Genomic DNA, 22,640 nt, shown 5'->3' with positions numbered 1-22,640 from the left:
GTCCCGCGGACCTTACGCCGAAATCCGGATGTACGGGCTGTCAGGTGCCTGAGAGCATGACGGTCATGGCCTCAGCCCCGTCAGACACAGCAGACCCCCGGATATCGGCACCGGACCGCCCGGCCGCACGTATGTGGGCGGTCGTACTGGCCGCCTGCGCCGGGCAGTTCCTCGTCGTCCTCGACGTGTCCGTCGTCAACACGGCACTGCCTTCCATGCGGGCCGATCTGGGGCTCAGTGCCGTCGGGCTGCAGTGGGTGGTCAACGCGTACTCGATCGCCTTCGCCGGGTTCATGCTGCTCGGCGGGCGGGCCGGAGACCTGTTCGGGCGGAAGCGGATGTTCCTGGTGGGGCTCGGGCTCTTCACCGCCGCATCGCTCGCGGGCGGGCTCGCCCAGGAAGGCTGGCAGTTGCTCGCCGCGCGCGCCGGGCAGGGGCTGGGTGCGGCCGTGCTCGCCCCCTCGACGCTGGCGCTGCTCACCTCCGCCGTGCCGGAGGGGCCGGCCCGGGCACGGGCCATCGCCACCTGGACCGCGGTCGGTGCGGGCGGCGGCGCCGCCGGCGGGCTGGTCGGCGGGGCGCTGACCGACTCCCTCTCCTGGCGCTGGACACTGCTGATCAATGTGCCCGTCGGCGCGCTGGTGCTGGTACTGGGCATGTGGTGGCTGACGGAGAGCCGCGGCGGGGAGGGGCGCCGGCTCGATCTGCCCGGCGCCGTACTCGTCACGGCGGGTCTCGCGACGCTCGCGTACGGCATCGTGCAGACCGAACAGGAGGGCTGGACCGCCCCCGCGACCCTGGTGCCACTGGGCGCCGGACTCGTGCTGCTCGGTGCCTTCCTCGCGGTCGAGTCGCGGGCGAAGACGCCGCTGATGCCGCTGAAGCTGTTCCGGATGCGGTCGGTGTCCGCGGCGAACGCGGCGATGTTCAGCTGCGGCGCCGCCATGTTCTGCATGTGGTACTTCATGACGCTCTACGCCCAGAACGTCCTCGGCTACACGCCGCTGGAGGCCGGGCTCGCGCTGATGCCCAGCTCGCTCGCCGTGGTCCTCGGTTCAAGCTCGCCCCGCGGCTGATGCCCGTCGCCGGCGCCCGCAACGTCGCCGCCCTCGGGGTGCTGGTGTCCGCGGCCGGCTTCGGCTGGCAGTCCACGATGGACGCGCACGGCTCGTACGTGACCACGATCATGCTGCCCGGCATCGTGATGATGGCGGGCGCCGGATTGGGGGGAACGCCGCTCGCGGCTCTCGCCACCTCGGGGGCCGCACCGGGCGACGCGGGCCTTGTCTCCGGGCTGATCAACACCTCACGGGTGATGGGCGGTGCGCTCGGGCTAGCCGTCCTGTCGACGGTCGCGACGGCCCGGACGGGCGGGGCGACGGATCCGGAGGCCCTGACGGCCGGATACGCGCTGGCGTTCAGGTCCGGCACAGGAATCCTGCTGGGCGGGGTGCTGCTGATGCTCCTCTGGCTGCCGAAGGACCGCCGCATGCGCTGAGGTACGGGGGCGGGGACGGAGCCCCCCGGTCACAGCCAGCCCTGGCGGCGGGCCGCGCGGACCGCTTCCATCCGGCTGCGGGTCCCGGTCTTGCCGATCGCCGCCGAGAGGTAGTTGCTCACCGTCGACTCCGACAGATGCACCTTCGCGGCGATGTCGGCGACCCTCGCCCCGTCCACCGCCGCGTTCAGCACATCCCGCTCACACGGCGTCAGGGGGTTCGGCCCCGCGCTCAGTGCCGCCGCCGCGAGCGCGGGATCGATGACCGTCTCACCACGCAGAACGGCCCGGATCGCCTCCGCGAGCTCGTCCACGGGCCCGTCCTTGACGAGGAACCCGGCGGCCCCTGCCTCCATCGCCCGCCGCAGGTACCCGGGCCGCCCGGACGTCGTCAGAATCAGCACCCGGCAGTCGGGCACCTCGTCCCGCAACTCCGCGGCGGCGTCCAGACCACTGCGGCCGGGCAGTTCGATGTCCAGCAGCGCCACGTCGGGCCGCGCCAACTGCGCGGCCCGCACGATCTCGTCCCCGGCGGTCACCTGCGAGACCACCTCGATGTCCTCCTCCATCCCGAGCAGCAGCGCGAGCGCGCCGTGCATCATGCCCTGGTCCTCGGCGAGGAGGACCCTGACGGACTTGGCGGGGCGGTGATCCCGGGGCATTTCGTCCACCGCTCAAGGATATGGCCGAACCACCCACCGGGCGCGGGCAACCGGCCTGGTCACCGGGACCACCGCCGCCAGCACTGCCGGGTGCGCCGGCGCGCCCGGAGCGGACGTCCGCCGCGGGGGTGTCGTCGAAGAGGCGTACGGCGCCGGAGTCGGGCTCGTGGCAGTGACAAATGTCCTGCGTGGACGCCGGGACACGGTGATCTGACGTTGCGTCAGGAGTCTTCACAAGTCGTGGGGGGTGCGTTATACATAGGGTCCAACCGGCCTAGAACGCGTTCTAGAACGGACGCGGGGAGCGGTCGGTCCCGTACGGCCTCGGTGCGGCCGACGGTGCGGACGGCCGCACCGAGGTCTTCCACTCCACAGTGAGCCAAGGAACCAAGGAGCAGCATCCCCATGCCCATCGATGCCGCCAAGGCGATCGCGGCCGAGCCGCGCAGTGCCGAGATCACCTGGGACCACAAGGACATCCAGCTCTACCACCTCGGCCTCGGGGCGGGCGTCCCGGCGACCGACCCCGACGAGCTGCGCTACACCCTCGAGTCCCGGCTCCATGTGCTGCCCAGCTTCGCCACCGTCGCGGGCGCCGGCATGGGCGTCGTCGGCGGGCTCTCCGCCCCCGGCATCGACGTCGACCTCGCCGCCGTGCTGCACGGCGGCCAGCGGGTCGAGGTGCACCGCCCGATCCCGGTCAAGGGCCGGGCCGTCAGCACCTCGCGCGTCGCCGCCGTGTACGACAAGGGCAAGGCGGCGATCCTCGTACTGCGCTCGGCGGCGGCCGACGACGACGGTCCGCTGTGGACCAGCGACGCGCAGATCTTCGTACGCGGCGAGGGCGGCTTCGGAGGCGAACGCGGGCCGTCCGTGCGGGTGGAGCAGCCGGACCGCGAGCCCGACAAGGTCGTCGAGCGGGCGATCCGTGAGGACCAGGCGCTCCTCTACCGTCTCTCCGGCGACTGGAACCCGCTGCACGCCGACCCGGAGTTCGCCGAGCTCGCGGGCTTCGACCGGCCGATCCTGCACGGGCTCTGCTCGTACGGCATGACGCTCAAGACGGTCGTCGACACGCTCCTCGGCGGCGACGTCGCCCGCGTCCGCTCGTACGCCACACGCTTCGCCGGGGTGGTGTTCCCGGGCGAGACCCTGCGCATCCGGATGTGGCAGCAGGACAGCACGGTCCAGGTGTCGGTGACGGCCGTCGAGAGGGACGACGCCCCGGTGCTCGCCGACACCATCGTCGAAATCGCGTGAGCCGAAACCTCCTGAGTGGAAGCCTCCTGAAGGGAGCCGCACCATGCGCGCAGCCGTACTGCACGAGATCGGCCAGGACAAGCTCGACGTCCTCGACGACGTCGAGGCGGCGGGCTTCGGCCCCGGCAAGGTGAAGATCCGGATGAGGGCGACCGGGCTGTGCCACTCGGACCTCTCCGCGATGAGCGGTGTGCTGCCGCAGCCCGCGCCCTTCGTCCCCGGCCACGAGGGGGCCGGGGAGATCCTCGACGTCGGCGACGGAGTGACCGCGGTCAAGCCCGGCGACCGGGTGCTGATGTGCTGGCTCCCGGCCTGCGGGTCCTGTCCGTCCTGCAAACGCGGCCAGAGCCAGCTCTGCCTGGCCGGCCTCATGAACGCCGGCACGCCCAACTTCAAACGCCCCGGCGGTGACGTCTTCGGCTTCGCCGGTACGGGCACGTTCGCGGAGGAGGTCGTGGTCGACGCGGGCTGCGCCGTGCCGATACCGGACGATGTGCCCTTCGAGATCGCTGCACTCATCGGCTGCGGGGTGACGACGGGAATCGGCGCGGCCGTCAACACGGCGAAGGTGGAGGCCGGTTCGTCGGTCGCCGTCATCGGATGCGGCGGCGTCGGCATCTCCACGATCCAGGGCGCCCGGGTGCAGGGCGCGGCACAGATCGTCGCCGTCGACCCGGTGGCTCCGCGGCGCGAGGCGGCGCTGTCCTTCGGCGCGACCGAGGCCGTCTCCCCGGACGAACTCGCCGACGCCAAGCAGCGCATCACCGGCGGCGAAGGCTTCGACTACGTCTTCGAGGTCGTCGGCAAGTCGGCCACGGCCAGGACGGCGTACGAGACGACGCGGCGCGGCGGCACGCTGTGCATCGTCGGCGCGGGCGCGATGGACGACTTCCTGCAGCTCAACATGTTCGAGCTGTTCTTCGACGAGAAGCGGATCCTGCCGTCGATGTACGGGGGCGGGGGCGTGCTCCGCTCGTACGAACGGGCGATCGCGCTGTGGCGGGCCGGCCGGGTCGACCTGGCGTCGCTGATCACGCACCGCGTACAGCTCCCCGAGATCAACGAGGCACTGACCCAGATGCGCACCGGCGAGGCGCTGCGCACCTGCATCGAGATCTGATCGAGCCGAAGGGACCCGGATGTCACTCCCACTTGAGGGCCTGTCCGCGATCGTCACGGGCGCGGGCCGCGGTCTCGGCCGCGCCGAGGCACTGGAGCTGGCCCGGCTCGGCGCGAGCGTCGTCGTCAACGACTACGGTCAGCCCGGCCGCGACGGTTCCGGCGAGGCGTCCGCAACGCCCGCGGAGGAGGTCGCGGCGGAGATCCGCGCGGCGGGCGGCCAGGCGGTGGCCCAGCTCGGCGACGTCTCCGACTTCGCTTCGGCACGAGCCCTCGTCGACCTGGCGATCGACACGTACGGAAAGCTGGACATCCTGGTCAACAACGCGGGCATCCTGCGGGACCGGATGGTCTTCTCCATGAGCGAGGACGAGTGGGACTCGGTGATCCGGGTCCACCTCAAGGGCCACTTCAACACGACCCACTTCGCGTCGGTCCACTGGCGCGAACGATCCAAGGCGGCGGGTGCGCCCGTCTACGGGCGTGTCATCAACACATCGTCGGAGGCGTTCCTGGCGGGCTCGGCGGGCCAGCCGAACTACGCGGCCGCGAAGGGCGGCATCGTCGGCCTGACGACGTCGACGGCGCTGGCCCTGGCCAAGTACGGCGTCACGGCCAACGCCATCTGCCCGCGGGCTCGTACCCGTATGACGGAGGACGTCTTCGCAGGCTTCGGCGTGCCGTCCGACGGCGAACTCGACCCGCTCGCCCCCGAGCATGTCTCCCCCCTGGTCGGCTATCTGGCGTCCCCGGCGGCGGCCCGCGTCAACGGCCAGCTCCTGGTCGTCCACGGAGGCATGGTGGCGGTCGTCGAACGGCCGCGGGTGGCCGCCAAGTTCGACTCGGCGAAGGACACGTTCTCCTTCGAGGAGCTGGACGGCGCCCTCTCCCCGTACTACAAGTCCCGCCCCCCGGACGAAACCTTCGCCGCGGCGGAGGTCCTGGGCCTGAAGCGGGCCTGAAGCCCTGAAGCGGGGCTGCAGCGGGCGTGAAGCGGGGCTGGGCCGTGTCTTCAAACGCCGGAGGGGCTCCAAAGGAGCCCCTCCGGCAATTGAGGACGGGTCTACTGCCCGCCACCCCCAGGGCGGCGGTGCCGGCCGTGGGCGGGAGACGTCGAGTCCTCCGTCGCCGCCGCACCGCCTCGGTGCTTTCCGGCTCCGCCGGCTGCGGCCTGGTTCGCGGCCGCCCCCTGCGGACGCGCCTGGGTCGTGTCGGTTCGGGCTTCAGACATGTGGGAAGTTCACCCCGTTGAGATCGCTGATTTCGTCGCAAGGCGAGCAGTCACGTCACCGTCGGCATCCGTACGATGCGGCTGCGCAGCCCCCGGCCGCAGAGTCTAACCGCGTGCCGTACGCCCGGTGAGGGGTGCCTCCTGCAACGGCACGGGCCTGCACACAGCAGGACCCCCGACACCCCCGGACGGTTCCCCACCTGCGCATTCCGGTTGTGCCGGTTCTGTGATCGCGGCAGGCACGTCGGGGAGTGGCTCATCCGCCGGGGGCTCCAGCCGAGCCACCCCGCACGGCACCGCACCTGTCGCGTACGGCAGTTGCAGCACGCCGTCCCGGGTCCACAGCCCTGACCCCGTCAACCACCCCTCCGGAGCGGAAAGTTGCTGCAGCCGGCGGCCCGCGGGGCGCCACACCCCCACCCAGCTGCCCGCCGCCGCGTCGATCCGCAGCCCCACCGCACAGCTCTCCGGCATCAGCACCTGCCCCGGCTGGATCGCGAACGGTGTGACCGCCGCGTCGGCCAGGCGCAGGCATTCGGGAAACCGCACCGGCCGCACACTTCCGAGCACCCCCCAGCCCAGCCGGTCGTGGCCCGCCGCGTCCGACCGGATCAGCAGCAGTCCGCTCTCGGCGTCCGCGAGCAGCAGCCGGTCGTTGCTGTCCTCCGTGATCTGCAGCAGCGGCGTCACCTCCCCGCGCCGCTCCAGGTCGACCACCACCGCCTTGGTGATCCCGTCCGACTCCCGGTCCACGGCGAGCATCCGGCCCGTACGGTCCAGCCACACCCCGCCCGAACAGCGGCCCGGCACCTCCGCGACCCGCTCGGGGCCGGACGCCCCGCCCGCCACCAGCCACACCGTCGTCGAACGCTCACCGGGCGCCAGTGCGTACACGCACGTACCGTTCGGCGACGGCGGGAGCAGCCGCAGCGCCGTGGACTCGACCGCGCCGAGCGGCAGTTCGCCGGTACCCGGCCCGGTGGGATACAGCAGGGAGAACGTCCGCCGGTCCGCCACCCTGCGGTGTATCAGCACCCGCCCGTCGGCCAGCGGCGCCACCTGCGCGTCGGGCTCCTCCGGCTGGCCGAGCGGCAGCGGCACCGCGTACGGCTCGGGCCCGTCGAGCGTCCACCGCTCGACGAACCGGGCGTCTCCCTCACCCGCGAGACGCGCCGCGTAGCAGCCGTCCCCGCTGACCGTGAGCGCCGCACGCGGTACGTGCGGTACGTGCGGTACGTGCGGTACGTGCCGGCCGGTATCACCCTCCGGGGCCGCCTCAATGGCACACGCTGTCATCGGATGGTCACCTCCCGGCCACCGAAGCTAGTTTTCGCACTACCAGCCGAACGGCGCGAGCGTGCTCACTTCACACATAAGGGTGGCCATTTCCCGATTCGCCTGAGGCCGAGGGGGGCGCTGTGCTGCGCGAGGCGGCAGCTCGCCGAGCCCGGCCAGTTCTCGCGCACCGTCACCCACGCCATGGGCACCACCGAGGGGAAGGCCGCTCCCCAGCGCGTCGTGGTCCTCGACGTCGGCGAGCTCGACAACGTCGTCTCGCTCGGCGTGAAGCCCGTCGGCTACGCCCCCGCCGAGGGCGACGACGGCATCCCGTCGTGCCTGAAGAAGGACGCCGGCAGCCCCAAGAGCGTCGGCACGATCAACAACCGCGCCAAGCCGACCGTCTCCCTGGTCCGCTACATACCGGACAAGATCCGCCTGTACGCCAAGGCCGCCTTCATCGGCACCGTCCTCGACGACGCCGGACTGCCGCGGCCCAAGAACCAGCAGGTCAACGACCTGGCCTCGGAGATCAGCGCGGAGAAGGCCGACGAGGCGGACGCCGACTGGATCTTCACCGGCGTTTACGGCGACCCGACGAAGACCAAGCGTGACACCGCCCGGGCCAACCCGCTCTGGAAGAACCTGAAGGCGGTCAAGGGCGGCCGGGCCAAGGACGTTCCGGACGAGACCTGGTGCCTGGGTCTGGGCGTGACCGCCGCCGGCGAGGTCCTGGACGACCTGCGCGGATACCTGGTCAAGTAGGAGGCGAGCCCTGGTGCCGTCGCGCACCGGGGCTCTCTCGCCGGGTCCGGGCGTGACCGCCGCAGCCGGCGCCGCGCCCTCCGCCCGAGCGGCGCCGGTTCAGGCGCAATGGACAGCCAGGTAGCCTTTGCTGCGTGCCCCGTCTCTCTGAAGTCACTGCCGCGCTCGACGTCCTCTGGCCGCCCGAGAGGGCCGAAGAGTGGGACGCCGTCGGCACGGTCTGCGGCGAGCCCGGCGCCGAGGTCGCGCGTGTCCTGTTCGCCGTCGACCCGGTCCAGGAGATCGCCGACGAGGCGGTCGCCCTCGGCGCGGACCTGATCGTCACCCACCACCCGCTCTATCTGCGCGGTACGACGACGGTCGCCGCCTCCCACTTCAAGGGCCGGGTCGTGCACACGCTCATCAAGCACGACATCGCGCTGCACGTCGCGCACACGAACGCCGACACCGCCGACCCGGGTGTCTCCGACGCCCTCGCCGGCGCGCTCGACCTGCGGGTCGTCGCCCCCCTCGTACCGGAGACCGGCCTGGGCCGGATCTGCGAGCTCGACCATCCGCTGTCCCTGCGGGAGTTCGCCGACCGCGCCGCGCAGCGACTGCTCGCCACCGCACAGGGCATCCGGCTGGCGGGCGACCCCGACGCCGTAGTCCGGCGGGTCGCGGTCAGCGGCGGCTCCGGCGACAGCCTCTTCGACGCCGTACGAGCCGCGGGCGTGGACGCCTTCCTCACCGCGGACCTGCGCCACCATCCCGTCTCGGAGGCCACGCAGACCGCGTCTCTTTCTTCCGCCCCGTTGGGTCTGGTCGACGCCGCCCACTGGGCCACGGAATGGCCCTGGTGCGAGCAGGCCGCCGCCCAGCTCGACGAGATTTCCGACCGTCACGGCTGGGACCTGCGGGTCCATGTCTCGAAGACGGTCACCGACCCCTGGTCCTCCCACCACACCTCTGGAGCCCCCAACTGAACGCCGCGCCCGCCGACCAGATCCGACTCCTCGACGTCCAGGCACTCGACGTACGCCTGTCGCAGATCGCGCACAAGCGCAGGAGCCTGCCCGAGCACGCCGAGATCGAGTCGCTGAACAAGGACCTCACGCAGCTGCGCGACCTGCTCGTCGCCGCGCAGACGGAGGAGAGCGACTGCGCCCGCGAGCAGACCAAGGCCGAGCAGGACGTCGACCAGGTGCGCCAGCGCGCCGCCCGCGACCAGCAGCGTCTCGACTCGGGTGCCATCACGTCCCCGAAGGACCTGGAGAGCCTCCAGCACGAGATCGTCTCGCTCGCCAAGCGCCAGGGCGACCTCGAGGACGTCGTCCTGGAGGTCATGGAGCGCCGTGAGTCCGCGCAGGAACGTGTCTCCGAGCTGACCGGCCGGGTCGCCTCCGTCCAGGCGAAGGTCGACGACGCGACCGCGCGCCGGGACGCGGCGAGCGAGGAGCTCGACGGCGAGTCCGCGAGCGTCTCCAAGGAACGCGAGGTCATCGCCGGGTCCGTCCCCGCGGACCTGATGAAGCTGTACGAGAAGCTCCGCGAGCAGCAGGGCGGCGTGGGCGCGGCCCGGCTGTACCAGCGCCGCTGCGAGGGCTGTCACATCGAGCTCAACATCACCGAGCTGAACGAGGTACGGGCGGCTGCCGCCGACGCCGTCCTGCGGTGCGAGAACTGCCGCCGCATCCTGGTCCGTACGTCGGAGTCCGGCCTCTGATGGCTCGCGAACTGATCGTCGAGGCCGACGGCGGCTCCCGGGGCAACCCGGGCCCCGCGGGCTACGGCGCGGTCGTCCTCGACCCGGCGACGGGGGAGACGCTCGCGGAGCGGGCGGAGTACATCGGCGTCGCGACGAACAACGTCGCCGAGTACCGCGGACTGGTCGCAGGCCTGAAGGCGGCGAAGGAACTCGCTCCGGACGCCAGGATCCGCGTCCGGATGGACTCCAAGCTCGTCGTCGAGCAGATGTCGGGCCGCTGGAAGATCAAACATCCCGACATGAAGCCGCTCGCGGCGGAGGCCGGGCGGATCCTCCCGCTCGGGCAGGTCACGTACGAGTGGATCCCGCGCGAGCAGAACAAGCACGCGGACCGGCTCGCGAACGAGGCGATGGACGCGGGCAAGAAGGGCAAGCAGTGGGAGCCCTCCGCGTCGCGGGCGGCGCTCGCCGAGGACCAGCGCGCGGCGCGGGCCGTGGGCGATGCGGCGGCGGGCGCGGCGAAGGCGCGTGCGGCGCTGTCCGCCGCGGCGGCCGGCCGCGGCGGGGGTACGGCTGTGGCCGCTCCGGGCCGGGACGCGTCCGCAGCCGTCGTGGCACAGGGAGGCGTGACACCGGCCGGTGCGGGACGTGTGGCAGCGGCCGATGCGGGACAGGGACGTGTGGCAGCGGCCGATGCGGGACAGGGACGTGTGGCACCGGCCGATGCGGCTGAGGAAGCCCCGGCCGTGGGCTGGGGGCCCGCGGACGTGGGCCCGCCCGCCACGTTCGTGCTGCTGCGGCACGGTGAGACGCCGCTGACGCCCCAGAAGCGGTTCTCGGGCAGCGGGGGCACCGACCCGGAGCTCTCCGACGCCGGTCTGCGCCAGGCGGAGGCGGCCGCGACGGCGCTCGCCGCGCGCGGCAAGATCCAGGCGATCGTCGCCTCCCCGATGCGGCGCTGCCTGCAGACGGCCGGGGCCGTGGCCGCGCGCCTCGGGCTCGACGTCCGGGTGGACGACGGTCTGCGAGAGGCGCACTTCGGCGCCTGGGAGGGCCTGACGTTCGGCGAGGTACGGGAACGGTATCCGGACGACCTGGACGCGTGGCTCGCCTCCCCGAAGGCCGCGCCCACGGGCGGCGGCGAGAGCTTCGCGACGGTGGCCCGGCGGGTGTCGGCGGCGCGTGACCGGCTGATGGAGGAGTACCGCGGCCGTACGGTCCTCCTGGTCACCCACGTGACACCGATCAAGCAACTGGTCAGGCTGGCCCTGGGGGCGCCGCCGGAGGCCCTGTTCCGCATGGAGCTCGACGCGGCGTCGCTGTCGGCGGTCTCGTACTACGCGGACGGCAACGCGTCCTTGCGCCTCTTGAACGACACGTCGCACCTGCGCTGACGGGGCGCTTTCCGGCGGGGGCCGGCGGCGGGTGCGCGGTGTCGGTGTGCCCGGTGCGCCTCCGGCGGGGGTGCGGTGTCGGTGTGGCCGGTGCCGTGGCGGCGTCCGGTGTGTCCGTCCTCAAGCGCCGGACGGGCTTGGTGTGGCTGTTGCCGGTGGGTGGTGGGGGTGCGGTGGCGGTGTGGCCGGTGCCGTGGCGGCGTCCGGTGTGTCCGTCCTCAATCGCCGGACGGGCTCGGGGTGTGCCGGTGGGTGGTGGGGCGGGGCCCCTCCGGGCTCGACTCCTCGGGACCGGCGGGTTGCCCGGTACCGCGGGAGCACCCGGTACTTCCGCCGGTCCCTGCGGGGCCGACCCTGCACGGCCCCGCCCCGGACCGTCCGCCGACTGCGGGTCGTGGGTGGTGGGTTCCGGTTCGGCCCGGGTCCGGTTGCCGCGGGGGGCGTCAGCCCCCGTGAACCGTTCGCCCGGAGGGGGCTGTGGCGCAGCCCCAGTGGGATCAGGAGCCCCGCAAGGACGACGCCTCGCGGGCAAGGGACTCCACACGCGACCAGTCCCGCGCCGCGACCGCGTCCCCCGGCAGCATCCACGTGCCACCCACACACCCCACGTTCGGCAGCCCCAGATACGCCGGCGCCGACGCGAGCGAGACACCGCCGGTCGGGCAGAAGCGGGCCCGGGGCAGCGGCCCCGCAAGGGACTTGAGGTAGGCGATGCCGCCCGCCGCCTCCGCGGGGAAGAACTTCATCTCGTGCACTCCGCGCTCCAGCAGCGCCACGACCTCCGACGTCGTCGACACCCCCGGCAGGAACGGCAGGCCGGACGACCTCATCGCGTCCAGCAGCGCATCGGTCCAGCCGGGACTGACGAGAAAGCGTGCGCCCGCGGCCACCGCGTCGGTCACGCCCCGCCGCGAGATGACGGTGCCCGCGCCGACCACCGCGTCCGGTACCGCGTCCGCGATCGCGCGGATCGCGTCGAGCGCGGCCGGCGTGCGCAGGGTCACCTCGATCGCCGGCAGGCCGCCCGCGACGAGGGCCCGCGCGAGAGGTACGGCGTCGGCGGCGTCGTCGAGGACGACGACGGGGACGACGGGGGCGAGGTCGAGCACGGAGGCCATGCGGTCATCCTGCCCAAGCCGATCGCCCTGAGCAACGAGTGTTGCGCTCTGTGCAACGTTCGATCAGTGGATCTCGGTCACCACCACGTCGAGCGACCACGCCTTCCCGGCCCTCGCCGGGGCCTGCGCCTCCACCGTGTATCCGAGGTCCCGCAGCGCTTCCACCAGCTCGGCCGGCCCCTTCGGCGCCGCTCCCGCCTCCAGCAGGCTGCGGACCATCCGGCCCTTCGTCGCCTTGTTGAAGTGGGAGACGACCGAACGCTTCTCGACGCCGTCGACGATCTGCGAATGGAGCACCCGCACGGTCGCCGTGCGGTCCGCGACCTCGCCCTTCGGGCGCCATGCCGACGCGTACGCCGAGGACCGGAGGTCCAGGACGAGCCCGTCCCCGGCCGCCTCGGGCAGCGCCGACGCCATCGGCGTACGCCAGTACGCGCCGAGCGCCCCGAGTCCAGGCAGCTTCACGCCCATCGAGCAGCGGTACGACGGGATCCGGTCGTCGACGCGGACCGCGCCCCACAGCCCGGAGAAGACCAGCAGCGACCGCCGCGCCCGCTTGCGGGCCGCCGGGTCGAGCGTGGCCAGCCCCAGCGCGTCGTACAGGACCCCGGTGTAGATCTCCCCGGCCGGACGCGCCCCGGCGGTCCGCAGCTCCGCGTTCTTCGTGAGCTCGCCGCTGAGCCCCTCGCTCAGCCCGAGCACCTCGCGGGCCTTCTCCTCGTCCCCCAGGCACAGCTCGACGAGTTCGTCGAGCACCGCTGCCCGCGCCTCGGCCAGCCCGGGCAGCGAGAGCGACTCCGGCTTGAGCGGCGCCCCGCGTCCGGAAGCGGCTTTACCTTCCGACGGCGGCAACAGCACGAGCACGGCGGTTCTCCTCTACGTACGTACGGAAAGGGGGTGCGGCCCCCGCGCCAGGGTAGTCGGGCCGACGGCCCCGCCCCGCCGCTGTCCACCGGGGCGCCGGGCCCGGGGGTGCGGGGCGGGGGACCGCCCGGCCCGGGTCGCCGCCCCGTTCCGCCCGCCATACGCTCGGCACATGCCCCGCCGCCATCTGCACGTGATCTGCGCAGCCGAGGCTTCGCTCGCCGCCGCCCTGCGTGCGCTGCGTACGGCGCTCGACGTACCGGAGGGCTTCCCGGCCGAGGCGCTCGAGGAGGCGGAACGGGCGGCGCGGGAGCCGCGGCTGCCGGAGCGGGATGCTACGGACATTCCGTTCTTCACGATCGACCCGCCGGCCTCCACAGACCTGGACCAGGCGATGCATCTGGGCCGCCGCCGGGGCGGCGGCTTCCGGGTGAGCTACGCGATCGCCGATGTCGCGGCGTTCGTGACGCCCGGCGGCGCGCTCGACGCCGAGGTCCACCGGCGGGCGCTGACGCTCTACTTCCCGGACGAGAAGGTTCCGCTGCACCCGGTGGTGCTCTCCGAGGGCGCGGCGAGCCTGCTGCCGGACCGGACGCGTCCGGCGCTGCTGTGGACGATCGACCTCGACGAGGACGGGGCCACGGTCGCGACGGACGTCCGCCGTGCCCTGGTGCGCAGCCGCGCCAAGCTCGACTACGCGGGGGTGCAGCGGCAGATCAATGCGGGCACCGCCGAGGAGCCGCTCGCGCTGCTCAAGGACATCGGGCTGTTGCGCGAGAGGCTGGAGGTCGAGCGGGGCGGGATCTCCCTCAACGTCCCCGAGCAGGAGATCGTCCAGCGCGACCACGCGTACAGCCTCGAATTCCGCGCCCCGCTCCCGGCGGACGCCTGGAACGCCCAGATCTCCCTTCTGACGGGCATGGCCGCGGCCGATCTCATGACTGCGGCCGGCACCGGCATCCTGCGGACCCTGCCGACCGCCCCGGACGGCGCCGTGGCCCGGCTGCGTCGCACCGCGAAGGCCCTGCACATCGACTGGCCGCACCATGTCTCGTACGCGGGGGTCGTGCGCTCCCTCGACCCGTCGGACCACCGCCACGCCGCCTTCCTGCAGGAGTGCACGACGCTGCTGCGCGGCGCCGGCTACACCGCGTTCAGCGGCGGCCGGATTCCCGACCCCGCGATCCACGCCGCCGTCGCCGACGCGTACACGCACTGCACCGCCCCGCTGCGCCGGCTCGTCGACCGGTACGCGGGCGAGCTGTGCGTGGCGGCCGTGGCCGGGGAGGAGCCGCCCGGCTGGGTGCGGGAGGCCCTGGAGGCGCTGCCGAACGAGATGGCCGACGGGGCGCGGCGCGCCAACACCGTCGAGCGCGAGTGCGTCGACATCGTCGAGGCGGCCCTGCTGAGCGGACGGATCGGCGAACTCTTCGACGCCTTCGTGGTCGACGTGAAGGACCACGAACCGGACGTCGGCACCGTCCAGTTGCAGGACCCGGCGGTAGTCGCCCCGATCGAGGGCGGCGGGGCGGAACTCCCGCTGGGCGAGGCGCTGCGGGTACGGCTCATGCAGGCTGACCCGGGGGCGGCGAAAGTGCGGTTCGCGCCTGCGTGAGGGCGCGCAGGAGGGCCCGGGCGTCGTCGGCGTGGCAGCGGACGGTGTGCACCTGACGCTCCTTCCCGAGCAGCCCCACGGCCGTGACGGGCTCCGCCAGCTTCAGGGTGAGGGACGTCTGCGCGCCGACGTCCAGATCGAGGACGCCGTCCTGCTTGGGGTGCGTGAAGAGCAGCTCGTACGAGACGGACGCGATCCGGTCGAGCGGGATCCGCAGGTCGACATGGGCGGCCTGGCGCAGCCGCAGGGTGTCCGCGGACAGGGTGTGCGGGCGGGTGGCGGAAGCCGCGTACAGCCCGATGACGAAGAAGACGGTGTACACGTCGAGGACGAGCACGATCCCGTGCACGACCGGCCAGGAACTCAGCAGGTACGACATCCCGACGGTCTCGACGACACAGACGAAGCCGAAGCCGAAGAGGACGGCGGCCTGGTCACGGGCGTACCCGAAGGACCGGTCGCCGGGGCCGACGCCGTGGCGGCGGCGCGCCGCCCACAGGACGACGCTCCACATCAGCCGCAGCTCGTGCCCCATGAGCCGGAGCACCGGCTCGGGCACCAGCTCGCCCACGGCTTCGCGGGTGCTGCGGCCCTGCCTGCGCAGCCGTACGAAGACGGCGGCCTCGGCGAGGAGCAGGAGCAGCATGGCCGCCTCGGCGGCGGTGACGACGGCCGTGGGCGGCCGTACGCCCGTCACCAGACAGACTGCGAGCGCCACTTCACCGGGTATCACGGCGTAGGCGACGCCTCTGAGACCTCGGATCAGCCGCTTCACCGGGCACGCTCCGCGACGATGCGCAGCGCGCGGCGTACGGCGGCGGCCTGGGCGGGGGAGAAGTCGGCGAAGAACGCGTCCAGGAGGGCGCTTTCGGGCAGTGTGCCGGTACCGAGCCCCTCCACGACCTCGTCCGGCATGGAGGCGGCCAGCGCCTGCGCGGCCTCCTGGACCCGCGGGTCGTCCGTGCCGGTCTCCTTGTCCGCGAGCGCGTCGAGCAGCCCGTACACCTCGTACGCCCGCTCCGCCGCGCCCGGCGCCTCGGTCATCCGCCGCATGGCGCCGAGCAGCCGCTCACGCTCGGCCGCGGGTGCGACGCTGTCCAGCAGGGCGAGCAGTTCCCGGTCCTTCGCGGCCATGGCGGACCCGGACGCGGTCGCCCCGGCGGCGGCCTCGGCCTCGGCGATCGTTGCGAAGAGCGCGGCCAGCTCGGCCGACACGGGTCCTTCGGCCGTCAGCCGTCCGTCCCGTGCCTGTTCCAGCAGCATCCCGAGCCGCCGGCGCCGCTCCGCGATCTGCTCCTGCTGCCGGGCGAGATCCTCCTCCAGCTCCTCCAGCACCTCGACGAGGTCCCGCCCGGCGTCGTCGGCGAGCACGTCCCTGACCTCGTCGAGCCCGAGCCCGAGCTCGGTCAGCCGCCGGATCCGCGCGAGCAGCACGGCGTCCCGCACGGAGTAGTCCCGGTAGCCGTTGGCCCGCCGCACGGGCTCGGGCAGCAGGCCCTGGTGGTGGTAGTGCCGCACGGCCCGCGGGGTGACCCCGACGAGTGCGGCGATCTCTCCGATCCGCATGGCCTCAGTAGAAACCCTGACGCTGCGGCAAGGTCAAGCGAGCCTGCCGACTCGGTGGCGAACGCCCCCGGGCCCGATGATCGTGTGCCACGATCGAGGGAAACAGTCCCCTCTCACGGACGGCGGGTGCAGCGATGTCCCAGTCTGGCGAGCGACCGAGGAAGGAGCGCGACATGACTGCCGTGCCGCATGAACCGCTCACGCAGGCGGACGTCCTGCTGGAGGGCTTCCTGGCGCTGGACACGCCGGAGGGCTTCCGCGCGGAGCTGATCGAGGGGGAGATCGTTGTGACACCGCCGCCGGACGGGGACCATGAGGACTACATCAACCTGATCGTGAAGCAGGTGATCAGGCGTTCGAGCACCGACATGGATTTCTCCGGGAACAAGGGCCTCAAGCTGAAGAGCGCGCCCGACAGTTCGAGGGACCATCTCATCCCCGACGGCACGTTCGCGCCCACCGAGCTGCGACTGTTCCGTGGCGCCGACTCGTGGATGCCCGCTGACGGCGTGGCCATGGTGATGGAGGTGACCTCCACCCGCCCGAACATGGACCGCGAGGCCAAACGCCGCTGCTACGCACGAGCCGCCATCCCCCTGTATCTGCTGACCGACCGGGGCACGTCGGCGCTCACCCTCTTCAGTGAGCCCGAGCACGGTGACTACCTCCAGCGGCGCGCCATCCACTTCGGCAAGGTCCTGCCCCTGCCCGAGCCGTTCGCGTTCGAACTGGACACCGCCGCCTTCGTCTGAGGCGCGCGCTCGGGGTCCGCACCGCCCGGGTAGCATGGTCACCACGGCAGACGAGCCGGGCGGGCGGCCGCGTGAGGAACCCTTCGGGGCGCCTCCCGAGGAACGTCCGGGCTCCACAGGGCAGGGTGGTGGGTAACGCCCACCCGGGGTGACCCGCGGGACAGTGCCACAGAAAACAGACCGCCGGGGACCTCGGTCCCCGGTAAGGGTGAAACGGTGGTGTAAGAGACCACCAGCGCCTGAGGTGACTCAGGCGGCTCGGTAAACCCCACCCGGAGCAAGGTCAAGAGGGGCCACCCCCGAAAGGGACGGTGGCCCTGCGCGGACGATCGAGGGCTGCCCGCCCGAGTCCGCGGGTAGACCGCACGAGGCCGGTGGCAACACCGGCCCTAGATGGATGGCCGTCGCCCCGACGACCGCGAGGTCCCGGGGCACAGAACCCGGCGTACAGGTCGACTCGTCTCTCGCCCTCGCCCCCGCAAGGGGGCGGGGGGCCGTACTCAGGGCCCCTGACCAGGTAGTTCTCTTGGTCGGGGGCCCTTTTTTCGTAGATCAGGGAGCCTGACCAGACCCCGGTCCGCACCGGTTCAAACGGGGTCGCGCGGCTACGTACGTAGCCATGAAAGTAGCCATGGCGCGGCGGTGCACGAGACTGCTCGATTCCGCTCCTCACCTGCGGCAGGACGCCTCTGGCCTGGCCCTTTGATGAGTCGGAGCGTGCCGCTGGGACGTCGCGCGGCGCGTGATGAGGTTGTACCTCTCTGACTGCCCCGGATAGATCCGCGGTTCTGCGGGCGGTAAGCGCGCCAACGGGGCTGAGGCCGGTGTCGGCCTCAGCCCCGCTGAGGTTCTTCGTACGGCGCCCGGAGAGGCGCTGAGGTCACGCTGCGACAGGCTCGGCGGACCGTGCCGGCCGCGCCGTGAGGCTCGCGGCGATGGCACCGTGCGTGTCCGCGTGATTCCGCAGGAGGTGGCTGTACGTCCGGCGCAGCTCCTCGACGGAGTCGCCGACCCACGCGGCCACGGTGTGCTCGGGGATTCCGTTCTGGAGGCACGTGGAGATGAATGTGTGCCGGAGGTCATGGAAGGTGGGGAGGTTCCCCTTCTCGTCCTTGATCCCCAGCTTCCGCAGCGTGGGCTTCCACGCGTCGTCGTTGAAGTGGTTCCGGCAGATGAGATTGTTGCGCGCGCTCCAGAACAGGGCGCGTGCTGTGCCGCGCTTGCACTCGGTGAGCGTCTTCTTGTGCTCCCACAGGACGTTCTGGGTGACCCGTGGCGGCTGCTGCTCCATGAACTCCTCCAGGGCGTCCACCAGGTATGGCGGCATCGGGACGTCTTTGGTGTTCAGGCGCGGGCTCGTCTTGAGCCTGTCGACGAGCGTGGGGCTGTAACGCGTCTCCTTGGTCCGGAGGATCTGTCGGCGCACGGTGAGCAGCTTGCTGTCCGTGCCGATGACGTCGTCGCACACGGCCAGGGCCTCTGCTTGGCGGAGTCCGCACGCGAACCCGAGCATGGGTATGAGGCGGTACCGCTTGGGAAACTCGTCATAGATCGCCCAGCACTCGTCCGGGCTGAAGACGTAGGAGGTCGATTCGGCGACGTAGGGCCCGTCTACCTCGTACGTGGGGTTGGACGCGATCTTTCCGTTCTGGAGGGCGTCCTTGATGATCATCTTGAAGACCTTCCAGTGCCCCTCCGCGGTGGAGTTGGCGAGGCCCTTGTTGGCTTCCATCTCCTGTACCCACGCCTCGACTTGGGCCTTCTTGATGGTGCGAAGGCGCTTGCTTCCCCAGCGGGGGTTGAGGTGGACGCGGACGGCGGTCTCGTAGCTCGCGACGCTGATCTCCTTGGCGCGTCGTCTTCCCAGCCAGTCGGCTGCCCACTGCTTGAAGGTGAGGTTTGTTTCGACGGGCTCAGGGGTTGCACCTGGGGCCATTCCGTCGAGGATCGCCTGTGCTTGAGCCTGCGTCAGGCCGATTGATTCGGGGATCGTCGCGCGCGTGCGACTGCCTTCGTCAGTCGTGCGGTTGTAGGACCAGCTATGGCCGCACCCGCCCTTCTTCGGCCTGTTCTGGTCAGGGCAGTCGCACCTTTTGTAGACAGTGGGCTTGCGTGCCACGGGACGCCTCTCGCGATATTGGTTGATTCTCAGGTGACTCCCTGGCCAGGGGAGTTGGACTCTACGTAGGCGCAGCCGTGGCTGGTCAAGCCCGACGGGCGGAGGGCTGGACGAGCGGTGATGGACCTTCTATTCGCGGCAACGGCGCCCACGTCGGCGTGCGGAATTCATTCCGTGCGCGCTTCGATCCATGCCTCAAAATCGCGTTCTCGGACGCGAAGAATGCGGTCGCTGACGCGCACGATGGGGATATCCCAGTTCCTGTAGTTGTCGAGCACCGTGCGCTTTGTGACGTCCATTCGCTCGGCAATCGTCTCGAAACTCAGCAATACGTTGGAGCCACCGCGAGCCATCGTCGTCCTTGCCTTCTCGTAGATGTCCCCCGGCGGACCGTTCCGGCCGGACGGAGCCGGTTGTGTTCAGTCCGGCACCGATACGTACGTCGGCTAGCGGAATCTGTTACACCCGGGCAGATTCCAATGAGTCCGTGGTGCGAGGGGGCGCGTTGAGGTGACGGAAGCGGCGGTGGTCTCGGCCGGATCGGCTCAGCGGGCCGCGGTCGCCCTCATGCTCGGGCGGCGCGGTCCGGGGTAGATGCGCATGACCTCCTGGGCCGCGCCTTTGCCGCGGGTGCGCAGGACGCCACGGCGGCGTCCCTCGCGCACGACCCGGGCGGCGGCCTGGTGGGTGATCTTGGTGCGCTGCGACGCAGTGCCGACGGAGATCCACTCGTCGTACGGGAGGAGCATCAGCGCGCGGTCGGCGTCCATGTGCGGGGACATGACCGTGGTCCTTTCGGTTCGGGTCTCGGCGCCGGGTTGCTCTCCCGACGCGTGCTGCACCATATATCACAGGGAGTGGCACCTGATATCGCTAACCCGTTCGACGGAATCCGCAAATGGCCGGTTATGCTGCCTCAACGTTGCCCGGAACGGGCCGCTCCTCCTGTGGGGAAGCAGTGGAGCCGCCGCGTGGGCAGCGTGCAGCGCATCAACGCAGCACTGGCTCTTGGGGGGACAGCACGCCGTGACCGACACTCTGGAAGACCTCGTCGCGCGCGCCGCAGCGGGCGGCACGGACGGGGCCGATGCCATCGCGGCGCTGTACGACGAACTCACCGACACCGTCTACAACTGGGTGCGGTTCTACGTCCGCGACGGGCACATCGCCGAGGACCTGAGCCAGGAGGTCTGGCTGAAGGTCGCCCAGAACATCAGCAAGTACCGGCCAGGTACGAACTTTCACGCCTGGCTGCGCACGATCACGAAGAACCGTGCGCTGGACTACCTGCGGTCTGTGCAGCGGCGTCCCTCCGAAGTGCTGTACGCCGATCATCTCGAACTCGACCGGCCACGCGTCGGCCATGGGCCGGAGGAGTACGCCGAGCGGCGTGCCCTGGCCGAAGCCGTTGCGGCACACATGCATAAGCTGCGCCCAGAGCAGCAGCAGGTCCTGACCCTGCGGTTCTTCGACGGGGAAAGCCCTGGGCGCACGGCGGAGATCATGGGGAAGACGGACGGTGCCGTGCGTACATTGACGGTACGGTCACTGCGCAAACTCGCCGAGGTCATGCCGGCTGGGGAGTCGTCTTCCCAGCTGATCGAGGAACTGCTGACGGCGGCAGTGGGCACTAACAGAGTTGTCGGTACACGGGTTGAAACACGAGAGGCGAGGGCGCATGTCGCGACGCGCTGACCAGAGCGAGCGCCTGGAGCGGGCGCTTGACGGCGGGCCGGTCCCTCACGACGAGGAGACCCGACAGATGCTGGCCGCCGCGGGCGCACTGCGGCCCGGCACCCGACGCAGCCCTGCGCGGGTGCGTGCCGCCAAGGAAGCGATGCTCCGCGAGTACGAGCGCGCGCAGAATCCGCAGGAGTCCCGCGAGGACGCCGGAACGGGCGACGGCCTGGACGAGCCGGAGATCCACCGCGAGGAGATCGAGCTGCCTGGCGGCGGCCAGCTCGTCCTCACCGACATCGAGGCCATCACGCCCGAGCGTGCCGAAAAGACGGCCGCCCGCATCGCGCGCATCCTGCAGAGCACCGAGGAAAGAGACCGGCAGAGTTGAGCAGTGCGATACCCGAGGGCCTTCCGCCGGTGCAGATCCACATCCTCAGCCCGGAGGATGGCGAGGACGATGTGCCGCTCACGGACGTCGGCGTGGTCAACATCAACGGTGAGCGTCACCTGTTCCTGAGCCCGCAGTCCTTCGGCTCCGCCGTACGGCAGGTCAGCTCCGCCATGCCGGACCTGCCCCTGGAGCAGGTGGAGCGCCTGGTGCGCGAGCATTGCACCGAGTTCAAGGACTTTGACGAGCTGCTGGGGCCCATCGACCCCGCCCCGCCCGTCGACGTGCCGCCGCCCCCTGCCCAGCCGCCGTCGTCCGCCCGCTCGAGCGGCCGAGCGAAGAAGTGGGCCATCGCCGCGGCCCTACTGCCGGCGTTCGCTGGGACGTGGGCGCTGGGCCACTTCACGGGAGCCGACCCGGCCTCGACGGCAGCGAGCGCCCCGGACGCGAGCCCGAACTCCGCCGATGCGTCCGACAGGAAGCCCAGCGACCAGAACCTGGGGCCGGAGCCGTTCACGGCCCGCGACTTCATGGACTTCTCCGATGCGGGGAAGATCGACTGCAATCCCATCGACAACCTGGAAGCGGAGTGCACCGACTCCGACGGGATGGTGATGGCGACCAAGGCTGCCACCGGGCCGGACAGCACGATCTTCATGTTCTCGTACGGGTTGGAGCGCATTGGGCTGCGTATTTTCGGAGACGCCGAGTACGCCGAGACATGGACTCTGCAGGACGGCTCGCCGGAGCTGTACCCGAACATGGTTCGCTTCGGCCGGTACGTGCTGTGGGGCACTGACAAGGCGCGGCTGAAGGAGTACCTGGAGCTGCTGCGCTCGGCACCGAAGAAGGTGCCCGCCAACGCGCGGGTCATGGGCGGGATGGAGCCGCTGCCGTCCCGGTTGGCGGCGCTCACGCTGGGCACGCTAGGGCTCGACGAGCATGACGTGCGCGCGATTCTTTTCGCGCCGCAGGATGCCCCAGTCGACGCGCCCGTGTTGATGGCAGCTCGGGCCGTGCTCGGGATGAGCGACGATGTTCCCTCGCGTGTGGGCCGGGACGAGGACGACATCGTGGCCCTCGCCGCGGGCATCGAATCGCCTCCGGTGGTGCCCCAGCCAGACGAGAACACGCACACGGGTGGCAACGTCGTGCCGGTCACCGAAGCAGCGGCGGCAGGTTCTGAGCCGACGCCGACGGGCACCTCCTCCGAGCCGTCGCAGGAGACCACGGCGCCCAGCCCCGACCCTGCGCCGGACCCGAAGCCGACCGAGAAGTCCGAGGAGCCGGTAGCGGAGAAGCCCGCCCCGACGCCGGAGCCGGAACCGGGCAAGGACGAGTCAACGACCGAGCCTGCCCCGCCGATTCAGCCGGAGCAGCCGGACCCGGCTTCGACCGAGCCTGCGCCGCCGGTCGCCGAGGCGCCAGCACCGCCGCAAGAGCCGGACCCCGCCACGCCGCAGCCGCCCGCCGAAGAGGGTGGCGTTTGGGCCGAGCAGCCGGGCCCGCCCGCGCAGGACGACACCACGCCCGTAGGCGACGAGGACGCAGTCGACGGGGAGTTGCTGGCGCTTCCGCAAGCCTGGATTGCCCCGGACGCGTAGCACGACGCGCCGCGCAGGAGACCACCTGCGCGGCGCGTTC

At 71.5% G+C, this 22,640-nt stretch carries 20 protein-coding genes, 1 other RNA gene and 2 pseudogenes; 14 read left to right on the top strand and 9 right to left on the bottom strand.

The genetic code is table 11. The features are described 5' to 3' along the window. Positions 1-56: 56 nt before the first annotated feature. A pseudogene (locus AC0699_RS20200) lies at positions 57-1,498 on the top strand (MFS transporter). Between the two features lie 29 nt (positions 1,499-1,527). Here the strand turns inward: AC0699_RS20200 and AC0699_RS20195 are convergent. Continuing rightward, complete coding sequence (locus AC0699_RS20195) at positions 1,528-2,160, bottom strand: response regulator transcription factor (protein ID WP_478662139.1); 633 nt, start codon at positions 2,158-2,160, stop codon at positions 1,528-1,530. Between the two features lie 405 nt (positions 2,161-2,565). Between AC0699_RS20195 and AC0699_RS20190 the strand changes: the two genes are divergently transcribed. Genes AC0699_RS20190 through AC0699_RS20180 form a run of 3 tightly spaced genes read left to right on the top strand, consistent with a single transcriptional unit; the run spans position 2,566 to position 5,501 of the window. Then, positions 2,566-3,420 carry a MaoC/PaaZ C-terminal domain-containing protein gene (locus AC0699_RS20190; protein ID WP_478661972.1) on the top strand — a complete coding sequence of 285 codons (855 nt, stop codon included), beginning with the start codon at positions 2,566-2,568 and terminating at the stop codon, positions 3,418-3,420. A gap of 43 nt (positions 3,421-3,463) precedes the next feature. Further along, entirely contained in the window at positions 3,464-4,540 is a 1,077-nt protein-coding gene (locus AC0699_RS20185) for a Zn-dependent alcohol dehydrogenase (RefSeq protein ID WP_478661969.1), read from the top strand. Between the two features lie 19 nt (positions 4,541-4,559). Then, positions 4,560-5,501, top strand: a complete 942-nt coding sequence (locus AC0699_RS20180) for a 3-oxoacyl-ACP reductase (RefSeq protein WP_478661967.1) — start codon at positions 4,560-4,562, stop codon at positions 5,499-5,501. A 374-nt stretch (positions 5,502-5,875) separates the two neighbouring features. Here the strand turns inward: AC0699_RS20180 and AC0699_RS20175 are convergent, their stop codons facing one another. Further along, the gene (locus AC0699_RS20175; protein WP_478661965.1) at positions 5,876-7,066 is read right to left on the bottom strand and encodes a hypothetical protein; all 1,191 of its coding nucleotides are present in this window, start codon (positions 7,064-7,066) and stop codon (positions 5,876-5,878) included. A 144-nt stretch (positions 7,067-7,210) separates the two neighbouring features. Here AC0699_RS20175 and AC0699_RS20170 point away from each other — a divergent pair. The 4 genes and pseudogenes from AC0699_RS20170 to AC0699_RS20155 all read left to right on the top strand — a co-directional run. Next, positions 7,211-7,813: pseudogene (locus tag AC0699_RS20170) on the top strand (ABC transporter substrate-binding protein); the annotation flags it as partial. 134 nt (positions 7,814-7,947) lie between these two features. Continuing rightward, entirely contained in the window at positions 7,948-8,778 is an 831-nt protein-coding gene (locus AC0699_RS20165) for a Nif3-like dinuclear metal center hexameric protein (RefSeq protein WP_478661963.1), read from the top strand. Continuing rightward, positions 8,775-9,518, top strand: coding sequence for a zinc ribbon domain-containing protein (locus AC0699_RS20160; RefSeq protein WP_478662137.1), 744 nt, complete (start codon positions 8,775-8,777; stop codon positions 9,516-9,518). The genes AC0699_RS20165 and AC0699_RS20160 overlap by 4 nt, the downstream gene beginning before the upstream one ends. Next, positions 9,518-10,894, top strand: a complete 1,377-nt coding sequence (locus AC0699_RS20155; RefSeq protein ID WP_478661959.1) for a bifunctional RNase H/acid phosphatase — start codon at positions 9,518-9,520, stop codon at positions 10,892-10,894. Before AC0699_RS20160 ends, AC0699_RS20155 begins: the two co-directional genes overlap by 1 nt. Before the next feature lie 497 nt (positions 10,895-11,391). Here AC0699_RS20155 and eda read toward each other — a convergent pair whose 3' ends face one another. Next, positions 11,392-12,012: a bifunctional 4-hydroxy-2-oxoglutarate aldolase/2-dehydro-3-deoxy-phosphogluconate aldolase gene (gene eda, locus AC0699_RS20150; protein WP_478661956.1), complete on the bottom strand. Its 621-nt coding sequence runs from the start codon at positions 12,010-12,012 to the stop codon at positions 11,392-11,394. Positions 12,013-12,075: 63 nt separating this feature from the next. After that, positions 12,076-12,876: a peroxide stress protein YaaA gene (yaaA, locus tag AC0699_RS20145; RefSeq protein WP_478661952.1), complete on the bottom strand. Its 801-nt coding sequence runs from the start codon at positions 12,874-12,876 to the stop codon at positions 12,076-12,078. Between the two features lie 172 nt (positions 12,877-13,048). Between yaaA and AC0699_RS20140 the strand changes: the two genes are divergently transcribed. After that, positions 13,049-14,491, top strand: coding sequence for an RNB domain-containing ribonuclease (locus AC0699_RS20140; protein ID WP_478661950.1), 1,443 nt, complete (start codon positions 13,049-13,051; stop codon positions 14,489-14,491). Here AC0699_RS20140 and AC0699_RS20135 read toward each other — a convergent pair. Continuing rightward, positions 14,442-15,266 carry a hypothetical protein gene (locus AC0699_RS20135; protein ID WP_478661947.1) on the bottom strand — a complete coding sequence of 275 codons (825 nt, stop codon included), beginning with the start codon at positions 15,264-15,266 and terminating at the stop codon, positions 14,442-14,444. The genes AC0699_RS20140 and AC0699_RS20135 overlap by 50 nt on opposite strands. Beyond that, positions 15,263-16,057: a MerR family transcriptional regulator gene (locus AC0699_RS20130; RefSeq protein ID WP_478661944.1), complete on the bottom strand. Its 795-nt coding sequence runs from the start codon at positions 16,055-16,057 to the stop codon at positions 15,263-15,265. Before AC0699_RS20130 ends, AC0699_RS20135 begins: the two co-directional genes overlap by 4 nt. 173 nt (positions 16,058-16,230) lie before the next feature. Here AC0699_RS20130 and AC0699_RS20125 point away from each other — a divergent pair, with 173 nt between their 5' ends. Both AC0699_RS20125 and rnpB read left to right on the top strand, forming a co-directional pair. Continuing rightward, the gene (locus tag AC0699_RS20125) at positions 16,231-16,809 is read left to right on the top strand and encodes a Uma2 family endonuclease (protein WP_478661941.1); all 579 of its coding nucleotides are present in this window, start codon (positions 16,231-16,233) and stop codon (positions 16,807-16,809) included. A 51-nt stretch (positions 16,810-16,860) separates the two neighbouring features. Next, positions 16,861-17,273: RNase P RNA component class A (gene rnpB, locus AC0699_RS20120), an RNA gene on the top strand. 416 nt (positions 17,274-17,689) lie between these two features. Here rnpB and AC0699_RS20115 read toward each other — a convergent pair. The 3 genes from AC0699_RS20115 to AC0699_RS20105 form a co-directional block, all read right to left on the bottom strand. Next, on the bottom strand, positions 17,690-18,745 hold the full coding sequence (locus tag AC0699_RS20115; protein WP_478661938.1) for a tyrosine-type recombinase/integrase: 1,056 nt from the start codon (positions 18,743-18,745) through the stop codon (positions 17,690-17,692). A 350-nt stretch (positions 18,746-19,095) separates the two neighbouring features. Then, positions 19,096-19,281 (bottom strand): helix-turn-helix domain-containing protein, encoded by a 186-nt coding sequence (locus AC0699_RS20110; RefSeq protein ID WP_478661936.1) that lies wholly within the window; start codon positions 19,279-19,281, stop codon positions 19,096-19,098. Positions 19,282-19,473: 192 nt separating this feature from the next. After that, on the bottom strand, positions 19,474-19,710 hold the full coding sequence (locus AC0699_RS20105; RefSeq protein WP_478661934.1) for a hypothetical protein: 237 nt from the start codon (positions 19,708-19,710) through the stop codon (positions 19,474-19,476). A 244-nt stretch (positions 19,711-19,954) separates the two neighbouring features. On the opposite strand from AC0699_RS20105, the gene AC0699_RS20100 reads away from it, so the two are divergent. Genes AC0699_RS20100 through AC0699_RS20090 form a run of 3 tightly spaced genes read left to right on the top strand, consistent with a single transcriptional unit; the run spans position 19,955 to position 22,600 of the window. Beyond that, positions 19,955-20,623 (top strand): RNA polymerase sigma factor, encoded by a 669-nt coding sequence (locus AC0699_RS20100; protein ID WP_478661932.1) that lies wholly within the window; start codon positions 19,955-19,957, stop codon positions 20,621-20,623. Further along, positions 20,607-20,996, top strand: a complete 390-nt coding sequence (locus AC0699_RS20095; RefSeq protein WP_478661930.1) for a hypothetical protein — start codon at positions 20,607-20,609, stop codon at positions 20,994-20,996. Before AC0699_RS20100 ends, AC0699_RS20095 begins: the two co-directional genes overlap by 17 nt. Continuing rightward, positions 20,993-22,600, top strand: coding sequence for a hypothetical protein (locus AC0699_RS20090; protein WP_478661928.1), 1,608 nt, complete (start codon positions 20,993-20,995; stop codon positions 22,598-22,600). The genes AC0699_RS20095 and AC0699_RS20090 overlap by 4 nt, the downstream gene beginning before the upstream one ends. The last annotated feature ends 40 nt before the right edge of the window (positions 22,601-22,640 follow it).

The organism is Streptomyces sp. NPDC043870 (assembly GCF_056435785.1).
This window is presented reverse-complemented; position numbering and strand designations above follow the sequence as displayed.

What these genes read in the sequence shown, in the direction of transcription:
- AC0699_RS20195 (WP_478662139.1), bottom strand. Translation starts at nt 2,160, where the DNA reads ATGCCCCGGGATCACCGCCCCGCCAAGTCCGTCAGGGTCCTCCTCGCC.
- AC0699_RS20190 (WP_478661972.1), top strand. Translation starts at nt 2,566, where the DNA reads ATGCCCATCGATGCCGCCAAGGCGATCGCGGCCGAGCCGCGCAGTGCC.
- AC0699_RS20185 (WP_478661969.1), top strand. Translation starts at nt 3,464, where the DNA reads ATGCGCGCAGCCGTACTGCACGAGATCGGCCAGGACAAGCTCGACGTC.
- AC0699_RS20180 (WP_478661967.1), top strand. Translation starts at nt 4,560, where the DNA reads ATGTCACTCCCACTTGAGGGCCTGTCCGCGATCGTCACGGGCGCGGGC.
- AC0699_RS20175 (WP_478661965.1), bottom strand. Translation starts at nt 7,066, where the DNA reads ATGACAGCGTGTGCCATTGAGGCGGCCCCGGAGGGTGATACCGGCCGG.
- AC0699_RS20155 (WP_478661959.1), top strand. Translation starts at nt 9,518, where the DNA reads ATGGCTCGCGAACTGATCGTCGAGGCCGACGGCGGCTCCCGGGGCAAC.
- eda (WP_478661956.1), bottom strand. Translation starts at nt 12,012, where the DNA reads ATGGCCTCCGTGCTCGACCTCGCCCCCGTCGTCCCCGTCGTCGTCCTC.
- AC0699_RS20140 (WP_478661950.1), top strand. Translation starts at nt 13,049, where the DNA reads ATGCCCCGCCGCCATCTGCACGTGATCTGCGCAGCCGAGGCTTCGCTC.
- AC0699_RS20130 (WP_478661944.1), bottom strand. Translation starts at nt 16,057, where the DNA reads ATGCGGATCGGAGAGATCGCCGCACTCGTCGGGGTCACCCCGCGGGCC.
- AC0699_RS20125 (WP_478661941.1), top strand. Translation starts at nt 16,231, where the DNA reads ATGACTGCCGTGCCGCATGAACCGCTCACGCAGGCGGACGTCCTGCTG.
- AC0699_RS20115 (WP_478661938.1), bottom strand. Translation starts at nt 18,745, where the DNA reads ATGGCCCCAGGTGCAACCCCTGAGCCCGTCGAAACAAACCTCACCTTC.
- AC0699_RS20110 (WP_478661936.1), bottom strand. Translation starts at nt 19,281, where the DNA reads ATGGCTCGCGGTGGCTCCAACGTATTGCTGAGTTTCGAGACGATTGCC.
- AC0699_RS20105 (WP_478661934.1), bottom strand. Translation starts at nt 19,710, where the DNA reads ATGTCCCCGCACATGGACGCCGACCGCGCGCTGATGCTCCTCCCGTAC.
- AC0699_RS20095 (WP_478661930.1), top strand. Translation starts at nt 20,607, where the DNA reads ATGTCGCGACGCGCTGACCAGAGCGAGCGCCTGGAGCGGGCGCTTGAC.